The organism is Caulobacter sp. CCG-8, from assembly GCF_037402475.1.
In the GTDB taxonomy this organism is placed as follows: domain Bacteria; phylum Pseudomonadota; class Alphaproteobacteria; order Caulobacterales; family Caulobacteraceae; genus Caulobacter.
The window spans coordinates 21,283-41,728 of record NZ_JBBEUD010000028.1; the positions used below are offsets into that span (position 1 = coordinate 21,283).

The 20,446-nt window shown below is 70.9% G+C and carries 24 protein-coding genes; 5 read left to right on the forward strand and 19 right to left on the reverse strand.

Annotation, left to right across the window (positions count from 1 at the left end):
• Positions 1-21 precede the first annotated feature (21 nt).
• Both WAE60_RS21620 and WAE60_RS21625 read right to left on the reverse strand, forming a co-directional pair.
• On the reverse strand, positions 22-855 hold the full coding sequence (locus WAE60_RS21620) for a carbonic anhydrase (protein WP_029910392.1): 834 nt from the start codon (positions 853-855) through the stop codon (positions 22-24).
• Between the two features lie 83 nt (positions 856-938).
• Entirely contained in the window at positions 939-1,412 is a 474-nt protein-coding gene (locus WAE60_RS21625; protein WP_029910389.1) for an Lrp/AsnC family transcriptional regulator, read from the reverse strand.
• A 120-nt stretch (positions 1,413-1,532) separates the two neighbouring features.
• Here WAE60_RS21625 and ald point away from each other — a divergent pair, with 120 nt between their 5' ends.
• Complete coding sequence (gene ald / locus WAE60_RS21630; RefSeq protein WP_337688682.1) at positions 1,533-2,645, forward strand: alanine dehydrogenase; 1,113 nt, start codon at positions 1,533-1,535, stop codon at positions 2,643-2,645.
• Between the two features lie 35 nt (positions 2,646-2,680).
• Here the strand turns inward: ald and WAE60_RS21635 are convergent, their stop codons facing one another.
• Together WAE60_RS21635 and WAE60_RS21640 are read right to left on the reverse strand one after the other, a co-directional pair.
• A complete protein-coding gene (locus WAE60_RS21635; protein ID WP_029910383.1) occupies positions 2,681-3,385 on the reverse strand; it encodes a glycosyltransferase family protein in 705 nt (234 codons plus the stop codon).
• Between the two features lie 65 nt (positions 3,386-3,450).
• Positions 3,451-4,326 carry a bifunctional regulator KidO gene (locus WAE60_RS21640; protein WP_029910379.1) on the reverse strand — a complete coding sequence of 292 codons (876 nt, stop codon included), beginning with the start codon at positions 4,324-4,326 and terminating at the stop codon, positions 3,451-3,453.
• A 100-nt stretch (positions 4,327-4,426) separates the two neighbouring features.
• Here WAE60_RS21640 and WAE60_RS21645 point away from each other — a divergent pair, with 100 nt between their 5' ends.
• Positions 4,427-5,434: an XdhC family protein gene (locus WAE60_RS21645; protein ID WP_337688686.1), complete on the forward strand. Its 1,008-nt coding sequence runs from the start codon at positions 4,427-4,429 to the stop codon at positions 5,432-5,434.
• Positions 5,434-5,691 (forward strand): hypothetical protein, encoded by a 258-nt coding sequence (locus tag WAE60_RS21650; RefSeq protein WP_337688687.1) that lies wholly within the window; start codon positions 5,434-5,436, stop codon positions 5,689-5,691. Before WAE60_RS21645 ends, WAE60_RS21650 begins: the two co-directional genes overlap by 1 nt.
• On the opposite strand, the gene moaC is transcribed toward WAE60_RS21650, so the two are convergent.
• The 5 genes from moaC to moaA form a co-directional block, all read right to left on the reverse strand.
• Complete coding sequence (moaC, locus tag WAE60_RS21655) at positions 5,688-6,158, reverse strand: cyclic pyranopterin monophosphate synthase MoaC (protein WP_029910370.1); 471 nt, start codon at positions 6,156-6,158, stop codon at positions 5,688-5,690. The genes WAE60_RS21650 and moaC overlap by 4 nt on opposite strands.
• A gap of 13 nt (positions 6,159-6,171) precedes the next feature.
• The gene (gene moaB / locus WAE60_RS21660) at positions 6,172-6,723 is read right to left on the reverse strand and encodes a molybdenum cofactor biosynthesis protein B (RefSeq protein WP_337688691.1); all 552 of its coding nucleotides are present in this window, start codon (positions 6,721-6,723) and stop codon (positions 6,172-6,174) included.
• Between the two features lie 78 nt (positions 6,724-6,801).
• On the reverse strand, positions 6,802-7,257 hold the full coding sequence (locus WAE60_RS21665; protein ID WP_337688693.1) for a molybdenum cofactor biosynthesis protein MoaE: 456 nt from the start codon (positions 7,255-7,257) through the stop codon (positions 6,802-6,804).
• A complete protein-coding gene (locus WAE60_RS21670; protein ID WP_337688696.1) occupies positions 7,254-7,493 on the reverse strand; it encodes a MoaD/ThiS family protein in 240 nt (79 codons plus the stop codon). The genes WAE60_RS21665 and WAE60_RS21670 overlap by 4 nt, the downstream gene beginning before the upstream one ends.
• 2 nt (positions 7,494-7,495) lie before the next feature.
• Entirely contained in the window at positions 7,496-8,530 is a 1,035-nt protein-coding gene (gene moaA / locus WAE60_RS21675; protein WP_337688698.1) for a GTP 3',8-cyclase MoaA, read from the reverse strand.
• A 29-nt stretch (positions 8,531-8,559) separates the two neighbouring features.
• Here moaA and WAE60_RS21680 point away from each other — a divergent pair, with 29 nt between their 5' ends.
• Complete coding sequence (locus WAE60_RS21680) at positions 8,560-9,198, forward strand: nucleotidyltransferase family protein (RefSeq protein WP_337688700.1); 639 nt, start codon at positions 8,560-8,562, stop codon at positions 9,196-9,198.
• A gap of 4 nt (positions 9,199-9,202) precedes the next feature.
• Here the strand turns inward: WAE60_RS21680 and WAE60_RS21685 are convergent, their stop codons facing one another.
• The 7 genes from WAE60_RS21685 to WAE60_RS21715 all read right to left on the reverse strand — a co-directional run bounded on the left by WAE60_RS21685 (position 9,203) and on the right by WAE60_RS21715 (position 13,987).
• Complete coding sequence (locus tag WAE60_RS21685) at positions 9,203-9,619, reverse strand: hypothetical protein (RefSeq protein WP_337688703.1); 417 nt, start codon at positions 9,617-9,619, stop codon at positions 9,203-9,205.
• Positions 9,620-9,691: 72 nt separating this feature from the next.
• Complete coding sequence (locus tag WAE60_RS21690; protein ID WP_029910348.1) at positions 9,692-9,916, reverse strand: hypothetical protein; 225 nt, start codon at positions 9,914-9,916, stop codon at positions 9,692-9,694.
• Between the two features lie 62 nt (positions 9,917-9,978).
• Entirely contained in the window at positions 9,979-10,326 is a 348-nt protein-coding gene (locus WAE60_RS21695) for a hypothetical protein (RefSeq protein ID WP_029910346.1), read from the reverse strand.
• A 73-nt stretch (positions 10,327-10,399) separates the two neighbouring features.
• The gene (locus WAE60_RS21700) at positions 10,400-10,537 is read right to left on the reverse strand and encodes a hypothetical protein (protein ID WP_197026697.1); all 138 of its coding nucleotides are present in this window, start codon (positions 10,535-10,537) and stop codon (positions 10,400-10,402) included.
• Positions 10,538-10,542: 5 nt separating this feature from the next.
• Positions 10,543-10,803: a hypothetical protein gene (locus tag WAE60_RS21705; RefSeq protein ID WP_029910343.1), complete on the reverse strand. Its 261-nt coding sequence runs from the start codon at positions 10,801-10,803 to the stop codon at positions 10,543-10,545.
• 437 nt (positions 10,804-11,240) lie between these two features.
• Positions 11,241-13,433 (reverse strand): xanthine dehydrogenase family protein molybdopterin-binding subunit, encoded by a 2,193-nt coding sequence (locus WAE60_RS21710; RefSeq protein WP_337688707.1) that lies wholly within the window; start codon positions 13,431-13,433, stop codon positions 11,241-11,243.
• On the reverse strand, positions 13,430-13,987 hold the full coding sequence (locus tag WAE60_RS21715) for a (2Fe-2S)-binding protein (protein WP_337688709.1): 558 nt from the start codon (positions 13,985-13,987) through the stop codon (positions 13,430-13,432). The genes WAE60_RS21710 and WAE60_RS21715 overlap by 4 nt, the downstream gene beginning before the upstream one ends.
• 146 nt (positions 13,988-14,133) lie before the next feature.
• Between WAE60_RS21715 and WAE60_RS21720 the strand changes: the two genes are divergently transcribed.
• Positions 14,134-15,012 carry an NAD(P)-dependent oxidoreductase gene (locus WAE60_RS21720; RefSeq protein WP_337688711.1) on the forward strand — a complete coding sequence of 293 codons (879 nt, stop codon included), beginning with the start codon at positions 14,134-14,136 and terminating at the stop codon, positions 15,010-15,012.
• A gap of 64 nt (positions 15,013-15,076) precedes the next feature.
• On the opposite strand, the gene WAE60_RS21725 is transcribed toward WAE60_RS21720, so the two are convergent.
• The 3 genes from WAE60_RS21725 to WAE60_RS21735 form a co-directional block, all read right to left on the reverse strand.
• Positions 15,077-16,735, reverse strand: coding sequence for an MFS transporter (locus tag WAE60_RS21725; RefSeq protein WP_337688713.1), 1,659 nt, complete (start codon positions 16,733-16,735; stop codon positions 15,077-15,079).
• 174 nt (positions 16,736-16,909) lie between these two features.
• Entirely contained in the window at positions 16,910-19,594 is a 2,685-nt protein-coding gene (locus WAE60_RS21730) for a PAS domain S-box protein (RefSeq protein ID WP_337688715.1), read from the reverse strand.
• Positions 19,595-19,681: 87 nt separating this feature from the next.
• Positions 19,682-20,365, reverse strand: a complete 684-nt coding sequence (locus WAE60_RS21735) for a Fe2+-dependent dioxygenase (protein ID WP_337688717.1) — start codon at positions 20,363-20,365, stop codon at positions 19,682-19,684.
• Positions 20,366-20,446 lie beyond the last annotated feature (81 nt).

Here is a 20,446-nt window from a genome sequence, read left to right on the forward strand (position 1 = left end):
CAACGGGATCGGCCGAACAAGTTATGCGTCGAACGCCACCACGCCGGTGGCCAGGTCGTAGGTGGCCGAGACGATCTTCAGGCGGCCCTCGGACAGCTTCTCGGCCAGGGTCCCGTCGGCCACCTTCAGGCGGGCGGCGACGTCGCGGACGTTCTGGCGGATGGCGGCGTCCTGCAGGTCGGCCGGATGCTTGTCCTGGGCCTCGGTCACCGCGGGCAGGATCGGCAGCACCATGTTCAGCAGGGCGCCGTGCAGATCGGCATGCTTGGTCACCACGTCCACCGCCGCGCCCACGGCGCCGCACTTGGTGTGGCCCAGCACCACCACCAGCGGCGCGCCCAGGTGCTCGACGGCGTAGACGATCGAGCCCAGGCCTTCCTGGCTGACCGTCGAGCCGGCCACGCGGACCACGAACAGTTCGCCCAGATTGCAGTCGAAGATCAGCTCGGGGCCGGTGCGGCTGTCGCTGCAGCCGACGATCACCGCGAACGGCCGCTGGCCCTGGGCCAGCTCGGCGATCCGGGCGGTGGTCGGCAGGGCGATGCTGGCGCCGCCGCGCGAGAAGATGGCGTTGCCCTGCTTGAGACGGCCCAGGGCCTCGTCGGGGCTGACGGCGGGCGGATGGACCTCGGCCGGTTCGACGGCGTTGGGGTCCTCCAGCGGCTTGACCTGGGCCAGGGCCTTGTCGAGCTCGGCCTTGTCCGTGGCTTGGGTCTTCAGGGCGCGGCGCGTGCGGCGGCCCTTGCGGCTCAGCACCGAGGGCGTGGCCACGGGATTGTCGCCCTCGGCCCAGGCCAGGGCGGGCGCGGCCAGGCCGACGCCCAGGGCGCCCAACAGCAGACGTCTCGAAACCATCTCATCCCCCGACGAGCAAAGCGGTTAGGTCGATCCCATTCCTGGCAGGAAAGGGTTAACCACGACGCAACGCTGGGTCGGCCTCAGAGCGGCAATTCGACACGTTTGACCACGGTGCGCATGGCGATCGACGAGCTGACCCGCACGACGCCGGGGATGCGCGTCAGCTCCCGGGCGTGCACCCGCTCCAGGTCGTCGACGTCGGACACCACCAGCCGCAGCAGATAGTCCGAACCGCCGGTCATCAGGTAGCACTCGGCCACCTCGCGCACGTGCGAGATCGCCTTCTCGAAGGCGCTGAGCGTCGCCTCGGCCTGGGACGACAGGGTGACCGTGACGAAGACGCTGAGCGGCAGGCCCACGGCCCGCTCGTCGATCACCGCGGCGTAGCGGCCGATCACGCCCGCCTCCTCCAGCGCCTTCACCCGGCGCAGGCAGGCGGACTCGGAAAGATTCACCGCCTCGGCCATTTCCACATAGCTGGCCCGGCCCTTCCGCTGGAGCAGGTTCAGCAGCTTGCGATCGAAGGCGTCGAGGTTTGCCGCAGGTTTCTTCAACGCAAAGGCTCCTTGGCGATGGATTCCTGCATATCACGGTTCTCGTCGCATGAAATCCCCCCGGAACCTGCGTTGGCTCAGGCGTAAACCAGCGACAAACGTCTTTTGGAGGAGACAAACATGCGCGTTGGAGTGCCTTCCGAGATCAAACCGGGCGAACACCGGGTCGGCCTCACCCCCACCGCCGTGCGCGAGTATGTGGGTCACGGCCACTCGGTGCTGGTCCAGACCGGCGCGGGCCTCGGGGCCGGCTACGGCGACGACCTCTACGTCAAGGCCGGCGCGACCATCGCGCCCAACGCCGACGCGGTGTTCGCGGGCGCCGAACTGATCATCAAGGTCAAGGAACCCCAGAAGGTCGAGTGGGAGCGCCTGACGCCCCGCCATATCCTCTTCACCTACCTCCACCTGGCGCCCGATCCAGCCCAGACCGAGGGCCTGCTGGCCTCGGGCTGCGCGGCCGTCGCCTACGAGACCGTGACCGACGCCAAGGGCGGCCTGCCGCTGCTGGCCCCGATGTCGGAAGTCGCCGGCCGCATCGCCGTGTTCTCGGCGGCCGAGACCCTGCTCAAGCACAACGGCGGCATGGGCCTGCTGCTCTGCGGCGTCCCCGGCGTGCCCCCGGCCCGCGTGGCGGTGCTGGGCGGCGGCGTGGTCGGCTCCAACGCCGCGCGCATGGCCGCCGGCCTGGGCGCCGAGGTGGTGGTGCTGGAGCGCTCGATCCCGCGCATGCGCGAACTGGACGACCTCTACCAGGGCCGCATCCTGACCCGCTATTCGACCATCGCCGCCGTGGAGGAGGAGATCCTCAAGGCCGACGTGATCATCGGCGCGGTGCTGACCGCCGGGGCCGCCGCGCCCAAGCTGGTCAAGCGCGAGCACCTGGCCAAGATGAAGCCGGGTTCGGTGCTGGTCGACGTGTCGATCGACCAGGGCGGCTGCTTCGAGACCAGCCATCCGACCACCCACGCCGAGCCGACCTACACGGTCGACGGCGTCGTCCACTACTGCGTGGCCAACATGCCCGGCGCCGCCCCGCGCACCTCGTCGGAAGCCCTGGGCAACGCTACCCTGCCCTTCGGCCTGGCCCTGGCCGACCACGGCCTGGACGCGCTGAAGACCAACGTCCACCTGGCCCGGGGGCTGAACGTGCTGAACGGCCAGCTGACCCACCCGGCCGTGGCCGAGGCGCTGGGCAAGACGTCGGTCGATCCGTACGGGGCTTGGAAGTAGGCAAAAACCCTCTCCCCCTGGGAGAGGGTTTTTCTTTAGGCCGCGAACCGGCCCAGGTCCTGGTGGCTCTCCACCAGGTCCAGCACGTCGTGCATCGAGAAGCCCGGGTCGGCCGCATAGAGCGCGTCGTAGATCGAGCGCGCGAAGGCCAGGTCGGCCGGGGTCTTCACCCGCCAGTCATAGTGCGACCAGTCGCGGTGGGTCTTCAGGTGCGCCTGGCGGAAGCGGTCCGGCCGTTCGCGGATGGCGGCGGTCGGCGAGATCATGGCCAGGGGATCGCGGGCCTCGGCGGCGGCGATCCGCAGGGCCTCGACGGTGACAACCTCGACCTCGAGGCCGGCCGGATAGGTGCGCTCCACGCGGTTGGACGTGTAGGCCGCGCCGCTGACCTGGGCCAGGCGGACGGCCTCGTCCACCACCGCCGGATCGACGAACGGCGCGTCGCCCTTGATGCGGACGATGTGGCTGACCGGGCCGGCGGCCTCGGCGCAGCGGGCGATGCGGTCCAGGATGTCGCTGCCCGAGCCGCGATGCACGGCGTAGCCGCGCGACACCACCAGGCCGGCCAGGCCGTCGTCGGCGGCGTCGCTGCTGGTGGCGACGATGATCTTGTTCAGGCGGCGGGCGGCGCGAAGCCGCTCGAGCTGGCGCAGGATCATCGGTTGACCCTGGAGGGTGGCGACGGCCTTGCCGGGCAGGCGCTTGGAGCCCATGCGGGCCTGGACGACGGCGAGGATCATGGCGTTCGGCTCCCTCTTTATGTCTCAGCTCATTCCTTGAGGCTGAGCTTCGATTCGCCCGGTCGTCAGGCGACCCAACGTCGCGGGTCCAGGGCCACCGGATCGTCGATGGCCATGTCGTCCCAGTCGAGGTCGGGCGGCGGGCTGGAGGCGGCGGCGACCACGGCCGACAGTTCGGCGGCCGAGGTGACGCCCACGAGGACGGCGCTGGCTTCGACGCGCGACAGGGCGAAGCCCAGCGCCGCCTGCAGCGGATCGGAACGGCCCTCGGCGATCATCCGGCGCACCTTCGACAGGCGGCCCGAGGCCCCCTTCAGCTGGGCGGGGACGCGGTCGGGCGGCAGGAACAGCAGGCCGTTCAGGAAGATCGAGCGCAGCTGCACCTCGACGCCCATGCCGGCGATGCGCTGCAGCGAGCCGTCGGCCAGCAGGCGCTGGTCCAGCAGCGAGGCGGGCGCCTGCAGGATGTCGGGCTTGAAGCGGCGGGCGACGCCCACCGGATCGTCGCTGGCGTGGGCGGCGACGCCGATCTTGGCGAACAGGCCCTGGTCGCGCAGGCGGGCCAAGCGGTCCCAGACGGCCGCGCCGTGCGGGCCGAACAGTTCCGACGGCGAGGAGACGATGACGGCGTCGGCGCGCTCGAGGGCCAGACGGCGCAGCGAGGCGCGGACCTCGGCCTCGACGAAATCGGGACCGCGATCGGCGCGGGCGGCCGACAGGGTGACGCGGAACGGCACGGGACGCGGGATCAGGTCGCCCAGCACCTGCTCGGCGCGGCCGTAGTTGCCCGACACGTCCAGCACCGACAGGCGGGCGCGGGCGGCGATGCTGAGGATGTCGCGAGCTTCGGTTTCCGGCGATCGGGCGCGCGGCGACGCGCTCATGCCGTCCAGTCCGAACTGGGCGGCGGCGAGACCGAGCTTGGAAACGGAAAGCGACATGGAAATCCGTGCGGACTGAACACCAATGTCGGTCAGCGTACGCCCCAAGGTTTGAAGAAGGCGTTTCTGGAAACTTGCCGAGGCGTTAACATGCTTGGCAATGGACCTGCCCGATCACGCCGCCGCCGACGTGTCTTCCGCGCCCTCCGCCGCGCCGTCTGACTGGCCGCTGCACGGCCTGGCGGACGACATGCGGCCGGCCCTGGCGGACGCCCTGGCGCGGGGTCCGGCGGCCCTGGCGACCATCATCGATCTCGGCGACGGCGGGCCGCGGCCGGTCGGCACGCAGATGGTGTTCGGCGTCGACAGCCGAGCCGGCTTCCTGTCGGGCGGCTGCATCGAGGCCGACGTCGAGGCGCACGCCCGGGCCTGCATCGCCGACGGCCGTCCTCGGCGCCTGGTCTATGGCGAGGGCAGCCCCTGGCCCGACATCCGCCTGCTGTGCGGGGCGCGGATCGAGATCCTGGTCGAGCGAATCACCCCGGACGACCCGGCGGCCCGCGACCTGCTGGTCCTGGCGCAGGCCCGGCTTCCGGCCGTCTGGATCACCGACGGCGAGCGGCGGGTTTGCGCGCCCGCGGCCGACGAGGTCGCGGTCTGGCCCGAGGCCTTCTCCCGCCGGTTCGATCCGCCGCCCCGGCTGGTGGTGTTCGGCGGCGACCCCACCGCCCTGGCCGTCGCGGGCCTGGGCGCGCAGTCGGGCTTCCAGACCACCCTGGTGCGGCCCAAGGGTCCGCTCGCGCCGCCGCCCCTGCCGGGCGTGGCCTATCGGCGGGACGACGTCGCCAGCGCCGTGGCGGCCGTCGGCCTGGACGCCTGGACGGCCGTGGCGATCTGCGGCCACGACGAGGTGGTGGACCACCAGGCCCTGCTGGCCGCCCTGCCCTCGGCCGCGCCCTATGTCGGCCTGCTGGGCGCGCGGCGGCGGCTGGGCGAGCGGCTGGATCGCCTGCGCGCGGCGGGCGTGGCCGAGCGCGACCTGGCCAAGCTGCGCGCCCCGATCGGCCTGGACCTGGGCGGCAAGGCCCCGTTCGAGGTGGCCGTGGCGGTGATCGGCGAGATCATGGCCACGCGGCATGGGCAACCGGCCCTGGCGCGGCGGTCCTGATGAAGCACGCGGGTCCCCAGGCGCTGGATCGGCTGGAGCCGCTGATTGCCCGGATCCGCGCCCTGCCCGGCCTGGTCGAGAAGCAGCGCGGGACCTTCTACCGCAAGTCCCGGGCCTTCCTGCATTTCCACGAGGACCCCAAGGGGTTGTTCGCCGACGTCCGTCTCGAAGGCGAGGATTTCGAGCGCATCGACGTCACGGGCGCGGACGGCGCCGACCGGCTGGTGGCGATGGCGCGGGCCTGTCTCGAACCCTAGTCGGCCCGCCAGTCGCCCGACTTGCCGCCGGTCTTCTCGACCAGGCGCACGGCTTCGATGACCATGCCTTTCTCGGCCGCTTTGAGCATGTCGTAGATCGTCAGGCAGGCCACCGAGACGGCTGTCAGGGCCTCCATCTCCACGCCGGTCTGGCCCTTCAGCTTGACCCTAGCCATCACCGCCAGCCCGCCCTCGGCCGGCTCGACCGAGACCTCGACCTTGCTGAGGGCCAGGGGATGGCAAAGCGGGATGAGGTTTGATGTTTGCTTGGCCGCCATCACCCCGGCGATCTCGGCCACGGCGCGCACGTCGCCCTTCTGGCCGGTTCCGGAAATGGCCAGCTCCAGGGTCGAGGGGCGCATCCGCACGAAGCCGACGGCGATCGCCTCGCGGACGGTCTCGGCCTTGTCCGAGACGTCGACCATGCGGGCGCGGCCCTGGTCGTCGATGTGGGTCAGGCGGGTCACTGTTCCAGCAGCTCTATTGTTCCAGGAGTCGGGGCATCAGTTCGACCATGTTGCAGGGCTTGTGGCGGCTGTCGAGCTGGGCCGAGATGACCTTGTCCCAGCCGTCCTTCACCGCCCCGTTGCTGCCCGGCAGGCAGAAGACGAACACGCCGTCGATCAGGCCGGCCGTGGCGCGGCTCTGCAGGGTGGACAGGCCCACCGAGGCGTAGCTGACCAGGTGGAACACCACCGAGAAGCCGTCGATCTTCTTGTCGAACAGCGGCTCCAGGGCCTCGACCGTGACGTCGCGGCCGGTCAGGCCGGTGCCGCCGGTGGTGACGATCGCATCGACCTGGCCGCTGGCGATCCAGTCGCGCACCGTCCGGCGGATCTTGTCGATGTCGTCGCGGACCACCGCCCGCCCGGCGAAGTCATGGCCCGCGTCCTTCACCCGATCGATCAGCAGCTGGCCGGAGGTGTCGTTGGACTCGTCGCGGGTGTCCGACACGGTCAGGATCGCCACCCGCACCGGCTTGAACGGAAGCTCCGGCTTGATACCGCCGCCCGGGGTGAGACCTGCCGACATTCCGTTCTCCCAAATCCCGCTTTGGTCTTGCGCGTTTTCTTCACGCGAACCGGCGTCCACTTCGCTCGAAAACGCTTGCTAGTCCCAACGCTCGGCGTCGGTCCTATCCTGAGCCGTCGGCTCGATCCAGCGGTCGCCGTCCGGGCCGTGCTCCTTCTTCCAGAACGGCGCGCGGCTCTTGAGCCAGTCCATCAGAAAGTCGCAGGCTTCGAAGGCCGCGCGGCGATGACCCGCCGCCGTGGCCACGAAGACGATGGCCTCGCCCGGCGCGATGCGGCCGATGCGGTGGACGATGCGGTAGTCGTGCAGGCCGAACCGGGCCTTGGCCTCCTCGGCGAACCGGGCGATCGCCGCGTCGGTGAAGCCGGGATAGGCCTCCAGCTCCAGGACCGTCGCCCGTCCGTGCTCGGCCCGCGCCAGGCCGACGAAGCTGGCCACCGCCCCGGTCTCGGCGCGGCCGGCGCAGAAGCTCGTCAACAAGACCCCAGGCTCGAACGAATGGGCGGTCAGGCTGATGGAGGGGAAGGCGGTCATCCGCCGCTCATCGGCGGCAGGAAGGCCACCTCGGTCGCGGCGGCCAGGGTCGCCTCGCCCCGGACGATGGTCTTGTCGATCGCCACCTGCACGCCGGGACCGCCGAGGGCCTCGGCCAGGTCCGGGTCGGCGGCGGCCAGGGCCTGGCGCAGCGACGCCAGCGACCCAGCCTCGACGGAGCGCTCGCGCCAGCCGGCCTGGTCGGCCAGGCGTCCGAACAGCAGCACCCGGGCCACGGTCAGCCCCCCGTCGTCGACATGTGGCGCGCCACGGCCGGGCGCGCGGCGTCAATGTGGAAGTCGTGGCCCTGGGGCTTGGCCCCGATCGCCGCGAAGATCGCCCGCTCCAGGCCGGCCTCGTCGGCCCCGCCGCGCAGCACCGCCCGCAGGTCGCTGGCGTCGTCGCGGCCCAGGCACGTGTGCAGGGTGCCGGTGCAGGTCAGGCGGACCCGGTTGCAGGCCTCGCAGAAATTGTGGCTGAGCGGGGTGATGAAGCCCAGGCGCCCGCCGGTCTCCTCGACCCGGACGTAGCGGGCCGGCCCGCCGGTGGCGTAGGCCAGGTCCGTCAGGGTCCAGAACGAGGCCAGGTCGCGGCGCACGTCCCTCAGCGACAGGTACTGGTCGGTGCGGTCCACCTCGACCTCGCCCAGCGGCATGGTCTCGATCAGGGTCATGTCGGCGCCCAGGCCGTGGGCCCATTGGATCAGGGCCGGCAGCTCCTGGGCGTTGTCGTGCCGCAGGGCCACGGCGTTGATCTTGACCCGCAGGCCGGCGGCCAGGGCCGCGTCGATCCCGGCCAGCACCTTGGCCAGGTCGCCGCCCCGCGTGAGCTTGCGGAAGAGGTCGGGCTCGAGGGTGTCGAGCGAGACGTTGATCCGTCGCACGCCCAGACGGGCCAGGTCGGCGGCGTGGGCCGCCAGCTGGGTGCCGTTGGTGGTCAGGGTCAGCTCGTCCAGGTCGCCCGAGCGCAGATGCCGCGACAGCCGCTCGACCAGGGTCATGATCCCCTTGCGCACCAGCGGCTCGCCGCCGGTCAGCCGCAGCTTGCGCACGCCCAGGCCCACGAAGGCCGAGGCCAGGCGGTCCAGCTCCTCCAGCGACAGGACCTCCGCCTTCGGCAGGAAGGTCATGTGCTCGGCCATGCAATAGGTGCAGCGCAGGTCGCAGCGGTCGGTGACCGAGACGCGCAGATAGGTCACCGCGCGGCCGAAACCGTCGATAAGGCGCGGCGAGCGGATGACCGCTTGCGCGGGGCTGGCGTCGTAGGGCGTCATGTCGGTCCGTAAGATAGGCGTGGGACGTGATGGCGGAAAGGAAAAGCGCGCGATGCGACGCCGTGGTCCTGGCGGCGGGGGCCGGGCGCCGCTTCGCCAGGCAGGGCGCCGGGTCTTCGGGAGGGCGCAAGCTGCTGGCCCCGTTCGAGGGCCGGCCGCTGATCGCCGGCGCTCTGGACGCGGCCTTCGCGGCCCCCGCCCGGCGGGTGCTGCTGGTCACCGACGGCGACGCGGACCTGGCCGAGGCGGCGGCCGGCCATGCCGCACGGCTGGGCCGGCCGGACGATCTCGACATCGTCGTGGCGGTCGACGCCGCCGAAGGCATGGGCGTCTCGTTGCGAACGGCCGTCGCCGCCCTGCCCCCGGACTCGGACGGCGTCTTCGTGTTCCTGGGCGACATGCCGCGTGTTCCGCCCGGCCTGGCGCGTGACCTGGCGCGGGCGCTGCGCCCGGGCGTCGACGCCGTGGCGCCCTGCTTCGCGGGGCGGCGCGGACATCCCGTGCTGTTCGGAAGGGCCTGCTATCCCGCCCTGCGGCGCCTGGAGGGCGATGTCGGCGCGCGAGAGGTGCTGGCCGCGCTGGGCGGGCGCCTGGCGCTGGTCGACGGCCCGGACGACGGCGTGCTGTTCGATGTCGACCGTCCCGAGGACCTGGCCCGCGACCGGTGACCGCTCAGGAGGGGGCGTGGCCTTGCCGGCGCCAGCCGGCCCAGGTCCCGAACGCGATGCACGCCAGGACCCCGTAGCTCCAGATCGCCATGCTGGCCTTCAGCGTGTTGATGGTCACCCGCAGGTCGATCATCACCGCCACGTGCGAGGCCACGATGATCGCCATGAAGGCCGAGGCGACGATCGTCCAGAGGCGCCGGGTCCGCATCGAGATCCAGACGAACGCCGCCAGCGTCACGATGTCGATCATCAGCACGCCGTAGTCGGCGCTCTGGACGTGGGGGCGATAGACCAGCAGGGAGCCCAGCCAGTCGGCGAGGAAAGCCGCGCCGATCCAACGGGCGCTACGATCGCCGCGCCACATCGCCAGTCCGCAGACCAGGATGGCCAGGATCAGGGAAATGACAGCGTGGATCTGCACGGCCGTGGCGCTCGAAACCAAGTTCGAGCGCCACCATGCCGCAAGCGTGGTTCGGAGAACAGCAACCTATGGTCAGTGCCGCGTACGACGGCCTTCCCACAGGATGGTCTTGACCTCCTCGATGATGCTCAGCGCGCCGTCGGTGTCGCCGGCTTCGTCGAGGGCGACCAGTTGGGGCATCAGCACGGACAGGATCCGGCGCTGGACGGGCCCGAGGGTGCGCAGGTGCTGGCGGAATTCCTTCAGCTCGTCGGCCGTCGAGTCCTGCGGCTGCTGAACGGTCTGGGCGGTGCTCATTGCACGTCATCTTTCATGGGTCGGGCGCGGCTCGCGCCGTGCACGGACGAGGTGAAATCGGATCAGGCGGCCAGACCGCCGGGAACGGCGTGCAGGCCGCTCGTGCGCGGTTCTTCCGGACCCTTGGGCAGGTCGCCGCCGGCCATGGCGCCGCAACCGATCTGGCTGCGCACGGTGGCCAGGGCGCTGTGGGTCTCGATGATCGTCCGGCGGGCGGAAACGATGTGCGCCAGGGTTTCGCCCAGGTTGGCGACGGCTTCCTGACCCAGAACGGCCGACAGCTTGGTCTCGAGCCGCAGCATGGGCAGCAGGCCCATCAGCTCGGCGGTTTCGCGCAGGGCGGCGTCGATCGCGGCCTCGGCGCGCATCAGCTTTTCAGCGCCGGCACGGGCGGCTTCGGTTCGTTTCATGGCATGACTCTCCCGGTCGCACGGGTCCCCCCCGCACGTTCAAGTCGATGAAATGTTGTTGGAAAGGTCGGCGTCAGTGCGCCGGAGGCGGGCTCCAGCCCTCGCGGAACCGCTGAAGGGCGTAGAGGAATTCGTGGGCCCCCATCGTGACCGTCCCGAGCAGGATACCGCCCAGGGTGGCGACCGCGAGGATCAGACCCAGCCACTGCAAGGGGGTCAGGTCATCGCGCCAGCTCCTTCCATACGGAGCGGCGTGTCGTCCGCCAGGAAGGCCGTCGCGGCCAGGACCCTCAGGAGCAGCTTGCCCGGGGGATCGCCCGCCGCCTGCGCCTTGCGCAGCGCCGAAACCGTTTCCGCCACCAGCCGGCCGCGTTCCGGCGTACCCGCCATCAGGGTCAGGCCTTCCTCCAGGGACTGCCAGCTCGCGATGAAGAAGGCCGAGGCCGGGTTGGGAGTGTTGGTCGAAGATTTCGTCATGGCTGCTCTCGCTGTTGAAGCGAGAAAAGACCTCTGACTGGGCCGTGGCTAGCTCGGCCGATTGCTTACGGTAGTCATTACCGGGGTCGGTTTCCCAGGCCACGAAGGCCAGGGCGGCGTCGCGGCGGTTCAGTCCGGCCAGCCGGCGCCGTGCGCTGAGCACGTGCATCTCGACGGTCTTGGGCGAGAGCCGCAGCAGGCGGGCGATTTCCTTGGACTGTCGATGCTGGGCGATAAGCCGCAGGATCTCCCGCTCGCGAGGAGTCAGACGCTCGAAGCCCAGGTTGTCGCCGGAGTCCACCATGCCGCTAAAATGGTTCGCGGCTCGCCTTACGTCCAGCAAGACTTGACTGAACGCGCTTCAACGGGGCGCGTCCCATCAAAACCGCATCGAATTTCGCTAAGCCGAGCGGCCTCCACCGCCGGTCGCGCGACGCTCAGGCCTGGGCGCGGACGAAGGGCAGGCGGCCGGTCGGGGTCTTGGACAGCGCCAGCAGGGCGTTGGCCACCGCGGGGGCGATGACCGGCGTGCCCGGCTCGCCCACCCCGCTGGGCGGATTGCCCGACGGCACGACGTGGGTCTCGACCACCGGCGCCTCGTTCATCCGCAGCACCCGATAGGTGTCGAAATTGCTCTGGTCGACACGGCCGTCCGTCAGGGTGACCTCGCCGTAGAGCGCCGCCGACAGGCCGTAGCAGGTGCCGCCTTCCACCTGGGCCGCCACCTGGTCGGGCGCGACCGCCAGGCCGCAGTCGATGGCGGTGACCACGCGGCCGACGCGCGGTTCGCCGTCCACCAGCTTGACCTCGGCCACCTGGGCGACCACCGAGCCGAAGCTCTCGTGCACCGCCACGCCGCGCGTGAAGCCGGGGGTCGGCGTCGGCCCGGCCTTCTCGACCGCCAGGTTCAGCGCCGCCAGGTGCCGCGCGCCATGCTCGCCGGCCTTGGCGTAGAGGACGCGCCGGTACTCGACGGGGTCCTTGCCGGCCTTCAGCGCCAGCTGGTCGATCGTGTGCTCCATGACGAAGGCGGTGTGGGTGGCCCCCACCGACCGCCACCACAGGACCGGCACCCCGCCCTCCGGCGTGGCCAGCTGGGCGTCGACGATCGGCGTGGCCTTCAGATAGGGCGAGCCCGCCGTCCCCTCGATCGCCGTCTGGTCCGGCCCCTTCGCCTTCATCGGCGAGTCCTTCATAATCGACTGGGTGACGATCCGGTGGCGCCAGCTGGCCGGATAGCCGTCCTTGTCCACCCTGACCCGCACGGCGTGGTGGACCAGCGGCCGGAAGAAGCCGGCCCGCATGTCGTCCTCGCGCGTCCAGACCAGCTTCACCGGGCGGCCCTTGCCGACCTTCTGGGCGATGGTCACGCATTCGGCCACGTAGTCGGACGGGAAGTTGGCGCGCCGGCCGAACGAGCCGCCGGCGTACAGGGTCTCGATCTCGACCGAGCCCGGCAGGGTCTTGACGATCTTGGCCGCGTTCATCTGGTCCAGGGTCTGGGCCTGGGAGCCATGGATCAGCTTGACCTTGTTGCCGTCGACGATCGCCACGCAGTTCATCGGCTCCATGGTCGCGTGGGCCAGGTAGGGGAAGTCGTAGGTGGTCTCGAAGACCTCGCTCCCCTTGCCGCCCGAGGCGACGGACGCATCGCCCTTGGAGTCGAACGCTTCCCATTTCAGGTCGGCCGGGCCCTTGCCGGCGGCGATGTCGCGCCACTGCTGGGCGATCGTCGCCGAGCCGCGGGTCTCGACCTTGCCCTCGTCCCACTCGACCTTCAGCGCCTCGCGGCCCATGCGGGCGGCGTAGGTGTTGTTGGCGACCACCGCCACCCCGGTCGGGATCTCGTAGACATCGACCACCCCGGCCACCTTCTTGGCCTCGTCGGCGTCGAAACTCTTCACCGTACCGCCGAAGCGGGGCGCGTGGGCGACCATGGCCACCAGCATGTCCGGCAGCTGGACGTCCTGGGTGTAGCGGGCCGAGCCGTTGCTCTTGATCAGGCTGTCCTTGCGCCGCACACGGTCGGTGCCGATCAGGGTGAAGGTCTTGGGGTCCTTCAGGGTCGGGTTCTCGGGCGGCGCCACCTTGGCGGCGTCGGCGATCAGTTCGCCGAAGCCCGCGCTCTTGCCGCCGCCGCTGACGACGCCGTCCTTGACGGTGATCTGATCGGCCGGAACGTTCCAGCGCGTCGCCGCCGCCTGCACGAACATCGCCCGCGCGCCGGCCCCGGCCTTGCGCAGCTGCTCCCAGGAGTTGGAGATCGCCGACGAGCCGCCGGTCAGCTGGATGCCCATGCCGCCGTTGGCGTAGAGCTTGGCGTTCGCGGGCGCGTGCAGCACCTTCACCCGGCTCCAGTCGGCGTCCAGCTCCTCGGCGACGATGGCCCCCAGGCCCGCGTGATTGCCCTGACCGAACTCGATGTGCTTGGAGAGCACGGTCACCGCGCCGTCCGGATCGAACCGGATGAACGGCCCGAAGGCCCCCACATCCACCTTCGAGCCCGCGCTCATCAGGTCGGCGGGCGAGCAGCCGACCAGCAGGGCCCCGCCGGCCAGGGTGGCGCCGACCACCAGGTCGCGGCGGCTGACGCCGTCCTGGCGGTCGAGTTTCCGGAACGGCCCGTTCATTGGCCCACTCCGCGGCCGGTCGAGCCCGAGGCGGCGGCGATCTCGTCGTCGACGTCGTTGGAGGCTGTCGGCTTGGCGGCGGCCGGCGCGGCGACCACGGGCGCGGCGGCCAGGCCGGCGGCGTCCTTGATGGCGGCGCGGATGCGCTGGTAGGTGCCGCAGCGGCAGATGTTGCCGCTCATGGCGTTGTCGATGTCCGCGTCGCTGGGCGACTTGGTGCTGGCCAGCAGGGCGGCGGCCGACATGATCTGGCCCGACTGGCAGTAGCCGCACTGGGGCACGTCGTGCTTGACCCAGGCCTGCTGCACCGGGTGGGTCCCGCCCAGGCTCTCGATGGTGGCGATCTTGGCGCCCGCCAGGGCCGCGATCGGCGTCACGCACGACCGCACCGGGTCGCCGTTGACGTGGACCGTGCAGGCCCCGCACTGGGCCATGCCGCAGCCGAACTTGGTGCCCGTCAGGCCCAGCTCGTCGCGCAGCACCCACAGCAGGGGCGTCTCGGGGGCGGCCTTCACGGCGACCGACTTGCCGTTGATATCCAACGTCGAGGTCATGCTTTCGCCTCCCAAGCGAAAAACGGGGTCCGACGGCCCGGCTCGGCGGAATCTAACACTGCTAAGACCCAAACCCGCCAGTGAAATCTTGGTTCAGGCAGGCTAGCCTGACCGCCGTTCGCTTGTTTCCCGTCAGGACCCGCCCCTTGGATTCCTTCCCCGCCTACTTCCCCCTGGCCGGCCGCAAGGTCGTGATCGCCGGTAGCGGCGAGGCCGCCGACAACAAGGCGCGGCTGTTCGACGGCTCGCCGGCCACGCTGGTGCGGGTCGACGGCCACGCGGCCTTCCTGCCGGGGACCTACGCCGGGGCGGTGCTGGCCTTCGTGGCGGGCGACGACGAGGTCTTCCTGCAGAGCGCGGCCAGCGCGGCCCGCGCGGCCCGGGTGCTGGTCAACGTGGTCGACAGGCCGACGATGAGCGATTTCAACACCCCGGCGGTGATCGACCGCGGCGAGGTGGTGGCCGCCGTCGGCACGGGCGGCGCCTCGCCGACCCTGGCCACCAAGCTGCGCAACGACATCGAGGCCCAGGTGCCGGAGGGCTCGGGCCGGGTGGCCGCCCTGCTGCGCAAGTTCCAGGACGAGGTGCGCGGCGCCCTGCCCGCCATGCACGAGCGCCGCGCCTTCCTCCGCGACGCCGTGGCCGGCGAGGCCGCCCAGGCGGCCATGGCCGGCGACATGGAGAAGGCCGGCCAGCTGTTCCGCCAGGCCCTGGCCAAGGGCGTCGGCCGCGAGGGCAAGGTGCGGTTCATCGCCGGCAAGGGCCCCTCGGACCTCTTGACCCTGCGCGCCTTGCGGGCCCTGGGCGCCGCCGACGTGCTGATCGCCGACGAGGCCGCCGATCCCGACATCGTCAACATGGCCCGCCGCGACGTCCACCGGCTGGATCCGGCCCAGGCCGGCGCGGAGACGCTGGTGACCCTGGCCCAGGAGGGCAAGCAGATCGTCCGGCTGATCGTGGCCCCCGTCGATCCGGCCCTGGTCCAGGCCCTGGGGGCGGCGTCGGTCAGCGTTGAAGTGATCTAAAGAGACCCAACCGTTGTCATCCCGGAAGCCTCGTAGAGGCTCTCCGGGATGACAACATGCGAGACTAGTCCAGAGCCCGGTCCTTGGTCTCGGGCAGCAGGAACAGCGTCGTCAGCACGCTGATCAGGGTGAAGAATACCGGGTACCAGAGCCCGGCGTAGATATTGCCCACCGCCGCCACGATGGCGAAGGCGCTGAACGGCACGAAGCCGCCGATCCAGCCCGTGCCGATGTGGTAGGGCAGCGACAGGGCGGTGTAGCGCACCCGGGTCGGGAAGAGCTCGACCAGAGCCGCGGCCAGCGGCCCGTAGAGGGCGGTGGCGCCGACGACGAAGACCATCAGCACGCCGAACACGCCCCACCAGTTCAGTCGGGCCGGGTCGGCCTTGGCCGGATAGCCGGCCTGGGCCAGGGCGGCCTTGATGGCGGCCTCGCCGGCGGTCTTCACCGCCTTGGCCTCCTTGGCGGGCAGGCCCTTGGCGCTTTTCGACACGATCCGGGTCTCGCCGACCTGGACCACCGCCGCCGAGCCGGCGGGCCCAGCGTGGTTGGCGTAGGACACCCCGGCGTTGGCCAAGGCGCTCTTGGCGATGTCGCAGGACGAGACGAAGGCGGCCTTGCCGATCGGGTCGAACTGCAGGGCGCAGTCCTTGGGGTCGGCGGTGACGCTGACAGGCGCGCGGGCCGAGGCCTCGGCCAGGGCCGGGTTGGCGGCGCGCTCCAGCAGATGGAAGCCGGGGAAGTAGAACGCCAGCGCCAGGACCATGCCGCCCAGCATCACCGGCTTGCGCCCGATCCTGTCCGACAGGGCGCCGAACACCACGTAGAGCACCGCGCTGACCGCGGCGGCGGCCATCATCAGCCCGTTGATCGTGCCCGGCGCGATCTTGAGGAACTTCTCCATGAAGGTCTGGATGTAGAAGAAGGTCGTGTACCAGACCGCGCCCTGGGCCGACATGACCGCGAAGAAGGCCAGCAGGACCAGTTTCAGGTTCTTCCACTGACCGAAGGCCTCGGCATAGGGCGCCTTGGACGCCGCGCCCTCCTCCTTCATCCGCGCGAAGGTCGGGCTTTCGCTGAGCTTCAGGCGCATCCAGACCGACACCGCCAGCAGGCCGATCGAGACGGCGAACGGGATGCGCCAGCCCCAGGCGTCGAAGGCGGCCGGCCCGGCGACGCCGCCCAGCAACCAGCGGGTCGCCAGGATGACCAGCAACGCCGCGAACAGGCCCAGGGACGCCGAACTCTGCACCCAGGCGGTCGAGCGGCCGCGCTGGTGCGGCGGCGAATGCTCGGCGACGTAGATCGCCGCCCCGCCGTACTCGCCGCCCAGGGCGAAGCCCTGCACGCAGCGCAGGACGATCAGCAGGATCGGCGAGATGATCCCCGCCTGCTGGTAGGTGGGCAGCAGGGCGATGGCGAAGGTGGCCCCGCCCATCAGCAGCACGGTGGCCAGGAACGCGCCCTTGCGGCCGGCCTGGTCGCCGATCTTGCCGAACACCAGCGCGCCTAGCGGCCGGAACGCGAAGCCCACCCCGAACAGGGCCAGGGCGGCCACGTAGCCGGCCGTCTCCGACAGGCCCGTGAAGAAGGTCTTGGAGATCACCTGGGCCAGGCTGCCGAAGATGAAGAAGTCGTACCATTCGAAGGCGGTGCCCGCGGACGACGCCGCCACCACCGTGCGCATGGACGCGCGATCCTCAGCCTGATCCTGGGCCGTCATCCGTTGGTTTCCCCCAATTGTTGGGGAGGAGCATTAGCGGTTTTCGACGGCGAGGGAAGGCAGATCCTCCCCTCCGGGGGAGGCGTCGCGAAGCGACGGAGGGGGTCTTGCTCAATCGGCCGGGCAAACCCCCTCCGGCCCTCTGGGCCGCCTCCCCCAAAGGGGGAGGATAGCCTAGGCCACAGCCGCCGCGTCCGCCGCTTCGCCGCCGGCCAGGCGGACGATCTCGGTGATCAGGGCGGCGGGCGAGATCGGCTTGGCGGCGACGCCGTCCATGCCGGCGGCCAGGTAGGCGGCGCGCTGGTGCGACAGGACGTTGGCGGTCAGGGCGATGATCGGCGTCTTGGCGGCCGGGCCCGGCAGGTTGCGGATGCGGCGGGCGGCCTCCAGCCCGTCGATGCCGGGCATCTGCACGTCCATCAGGATCAGGTCGAAGCCCCGCGCCGCCGTGGTCACGCCGTCCAGCCCGTCCTCGGCCGTCTCGACCTTGGCGCCCAGCTGCTCGAGGATGCGGCGGGCGACCAGGCGGTTGGTGGCGTTGTCCTCGACGACCAGGATCTTCAGCCCCTGCAGCAGGCCGTCGGCCATCTCGGCCTCGGCCGCGCGGGCCTGGGCCGGCGGGGCGGCGATGGTCAGCAGGAAGGTCGAGCCGACGCCCTCGCGCGAGGTGAAGACCACCTCGCCGCCCATCATCTGGGCCAGGCGCCGGGTGATGGCCAGGCCCAGGCCCGAGCCGCCGAACCGGCGGGTGGTGCTGGCGTCGGCCTGCTGGAAGCGTTCGAACAGCCGCGCCTGGGCCTCGGCGGCGATACCGACCCCGGTGTCGATCACCTCGAAGGCGACGCGGGGTTCGGGTCCCTCCTGCCGGCGGACCCGCAGGGTCACCGAGCCCGACAGGGTGAACTTCACGGCGTTGCCGACCAGGTTGAACAGGGCCTGGCGCAGCCGGCTGGGGTCGGTGAGGATGAGGCCCAGGTCCGGGGCGTCGACCCGCAGCTCCAGCCCCTTGTGCTCGGCCTGGCCGCGCAGCAGGCGCGCCACGCTGGCGGCCAGCTCGCTGGGATCGACCGGCTCCTGGGTGACGTCCAGCCGCCCGGCCTCGATCCGCGAGAAGTCGATCACGTCGTCCAGCAGGGTCGACAGCATCCGACCGCAGGCCAGGGCCTCGCCCAGCAGGTTGTCGGCCTCGCCCGGCAGCTTCTCGCGCTTGAGCAGATGCATCACCCCCAGCACCCCGTTCATCGGGGTGCGGATCTCGTGGCTCATATTGGCCAGGAACTGGGCCTTGGCCTCGTTGGCGGCCTGGGCGGCGCGCTCGGCCTCGACCAGGGCCAGCTCGGCCCGCTTCTTCTCGTCGATGTCCAGGATCAGGCCGAAGGCCTTGCGGATGCGGCCGCTCGCGTCGCTGCGCACCTCGTGGAAGATGCGGATCCACTTGCCGTCGCCGTCGGGCGTCATCACCCGCACGTCGAACGAGCGGCCCCGGGAGTCCAGATGGCCTTCGTTCCCCCGCCAGCTGTCGGCGGCGTCGTAGACCGCCGTGACGTCGTCGGGATGGATCATCGGCCAGACGGCGCTGCGTACGTCGTCATAGGTGACCCGGCGGCCCAGGATGCGATGGAACTCCGGCGAGCCCCAGAAGGTCTTGCCCGCGTGGTCGATCTCGTAGACCCCGGCATGGGCCGCGCCCAGGGCCACGCGCAGCCGCCGGGCGTTGGCGCGCGCCTCGCGGCGGGCCTCCGACAGGGCCGTGACATCGTCCATATAGGTGATCACGCCGACGATCCGGCCCTGGGCGTCGCACCAGGGGCGGGCCTCCCAGCGCAGGGTGTGGCTGCGGCCCAGGCCGTCGTGCAGCTGGTCCTCGCGGCGCACGATCGTCTCGCCGGTCAGGGCGCGCTCGACGGCCCGGACGAAGCGCCGGCGGCTGCCGGAGGTCAGCTCGTGCAGGCTGCGGCCGATGATCTGGGCCTCGGTGGCCTGGAAGATTTCCAGGAAGCGCGGGCTGACCACCTGCAGGCGCAGGTCGCGGTCGTAGAGCGCCACGGCGAACGGGGCTTCCTCGACCAGTCGCCGGGCCTGGCGCTCGCCCCAGACGGCCGCGTCGCGGGTGCGGGCCACGTCGGTGACGTTCTGCGAGATGCCCTTCAGGGCGAACAGGCCGTCGGCCCGCGGTTCGGTGCGGAAGGTGGCGCGGTAGGTGAACCACTGGTCCCCGGCGCCGCGCAGCCGGTGCTCGATGGTGCCGCCTTCGCCGGTGCGCACCGCCTGGTCGAAGGCCGCGCGCAGGTTCTCCTGCTCGGCGGGGTCCAGGCGGTCGAAGAACTGGTCGGGCTGGGCCACGTCCTCGGGCTCCAGGCCCGTGGCGTTGAAGATGTCGCGCGACCACTCGATGTGCTGGCCGTGCGGTTCGTAGCTCCAGACCCCGATGCCGGCCGACGAGGCCAGGAGTTCGCGGGTCTGGCGGGCGGCGGCGATCTCGGCCCGGCGGGCCATGTCGGCGGTGACGTCGCGCAGGGCGCCGATCATCTCGCCGTTGGGCCCCAGGCGCGAGCGCCCCTCCAGCCACACCCAGCCGCCGTTCTTGCAGGTCACCTTGAGGCGGTTGACGGCCTCGCCCGAGGCGCGGATCAGGCCGGCGGTCTCGATGAAGTCCTGGCGCGAGTCCGGATGGACGAAGCTGGAGGCCGGCCGGCCGATCAGCTCCTGGCGGGTCCAGCCGGTCACCCGGGTCCAGGCCGGATTGACCGTGGCGAACCGCCCCCTCGACACCACGGCGAACAGGTCGTGCGAATGGTCGAAGAACCATTGCGCGCTTTCCGCATCGCTCAACCGTGGGGATTTGGGGGGCGAGGTCATCGCGGCTCCAAGGGACGGAGCGCGGATGGTGAAGCTCAAGGGTAAACTTATGGTTGGCGTCGGCGATCATTGTTCGCCGACCGTGCGTCAGACCTCGGCCCACATCCGCAGGAGGTTGTGGTAGCTCCCGGTCAGGGACAGCACCGACGGGTCGTCGGTCCCCACCGCCATCGACAGGCGCTGGATCGACACGTCCATGTCCAGCAGCAGGGCGCGCTTGGCGTCGTCGCGCACCAGGCTCTGGATCCAGAAGAAGCTGGCGGTGCGCACGCCGCGCGTCACCTCGGTGACGTGGTGCAGGCTGGAGGCCGGATAGAGGATCGCCGCCCCCGCCGTCAGCTTGACCACGTGGCTGCCATAGGCGTCCTCGACCACCAGCTCGCCGCCGTCATAGGCCTCGGGGTCGCTGAGGAAGACGGTGATCGACAGGTCCGTGCGCAGGGTCTGGCCGGTGACCGGGTCGCGGCGGATCGAATTGTCGATGTGGTCGCCGAAGCCCATGCCCGCGCCGTAGCGGTTGAACAGCGGCGTCAGGATGGTGCGCGGCAGGGCGGCCGCGACGAACAGGCGATTGGCCTGCAGGGCCTGGACGATGATCGCCCCGACCTCGCGGGCGGCGGCCCCGTCCTGCGGCAGCTGCTGGTTGTTCTTGGCCATCGCCGCCTGGAAGCCCGAGGTGGCGTTGCCGTCGATCCAGTCGGCGGCGTCCAGCACCGCGCGGCAGTGGGCGACCTGGTCGGGCGTCAGGACGTCGGGGATCTGGATCATCATGACCCGACTCCTAGAGCGCGACAGCCAAAAGTGGAAGCCGGTTTTGGCGCCCGTCGCGCTCTAAACCGTTGAAAATCCGCC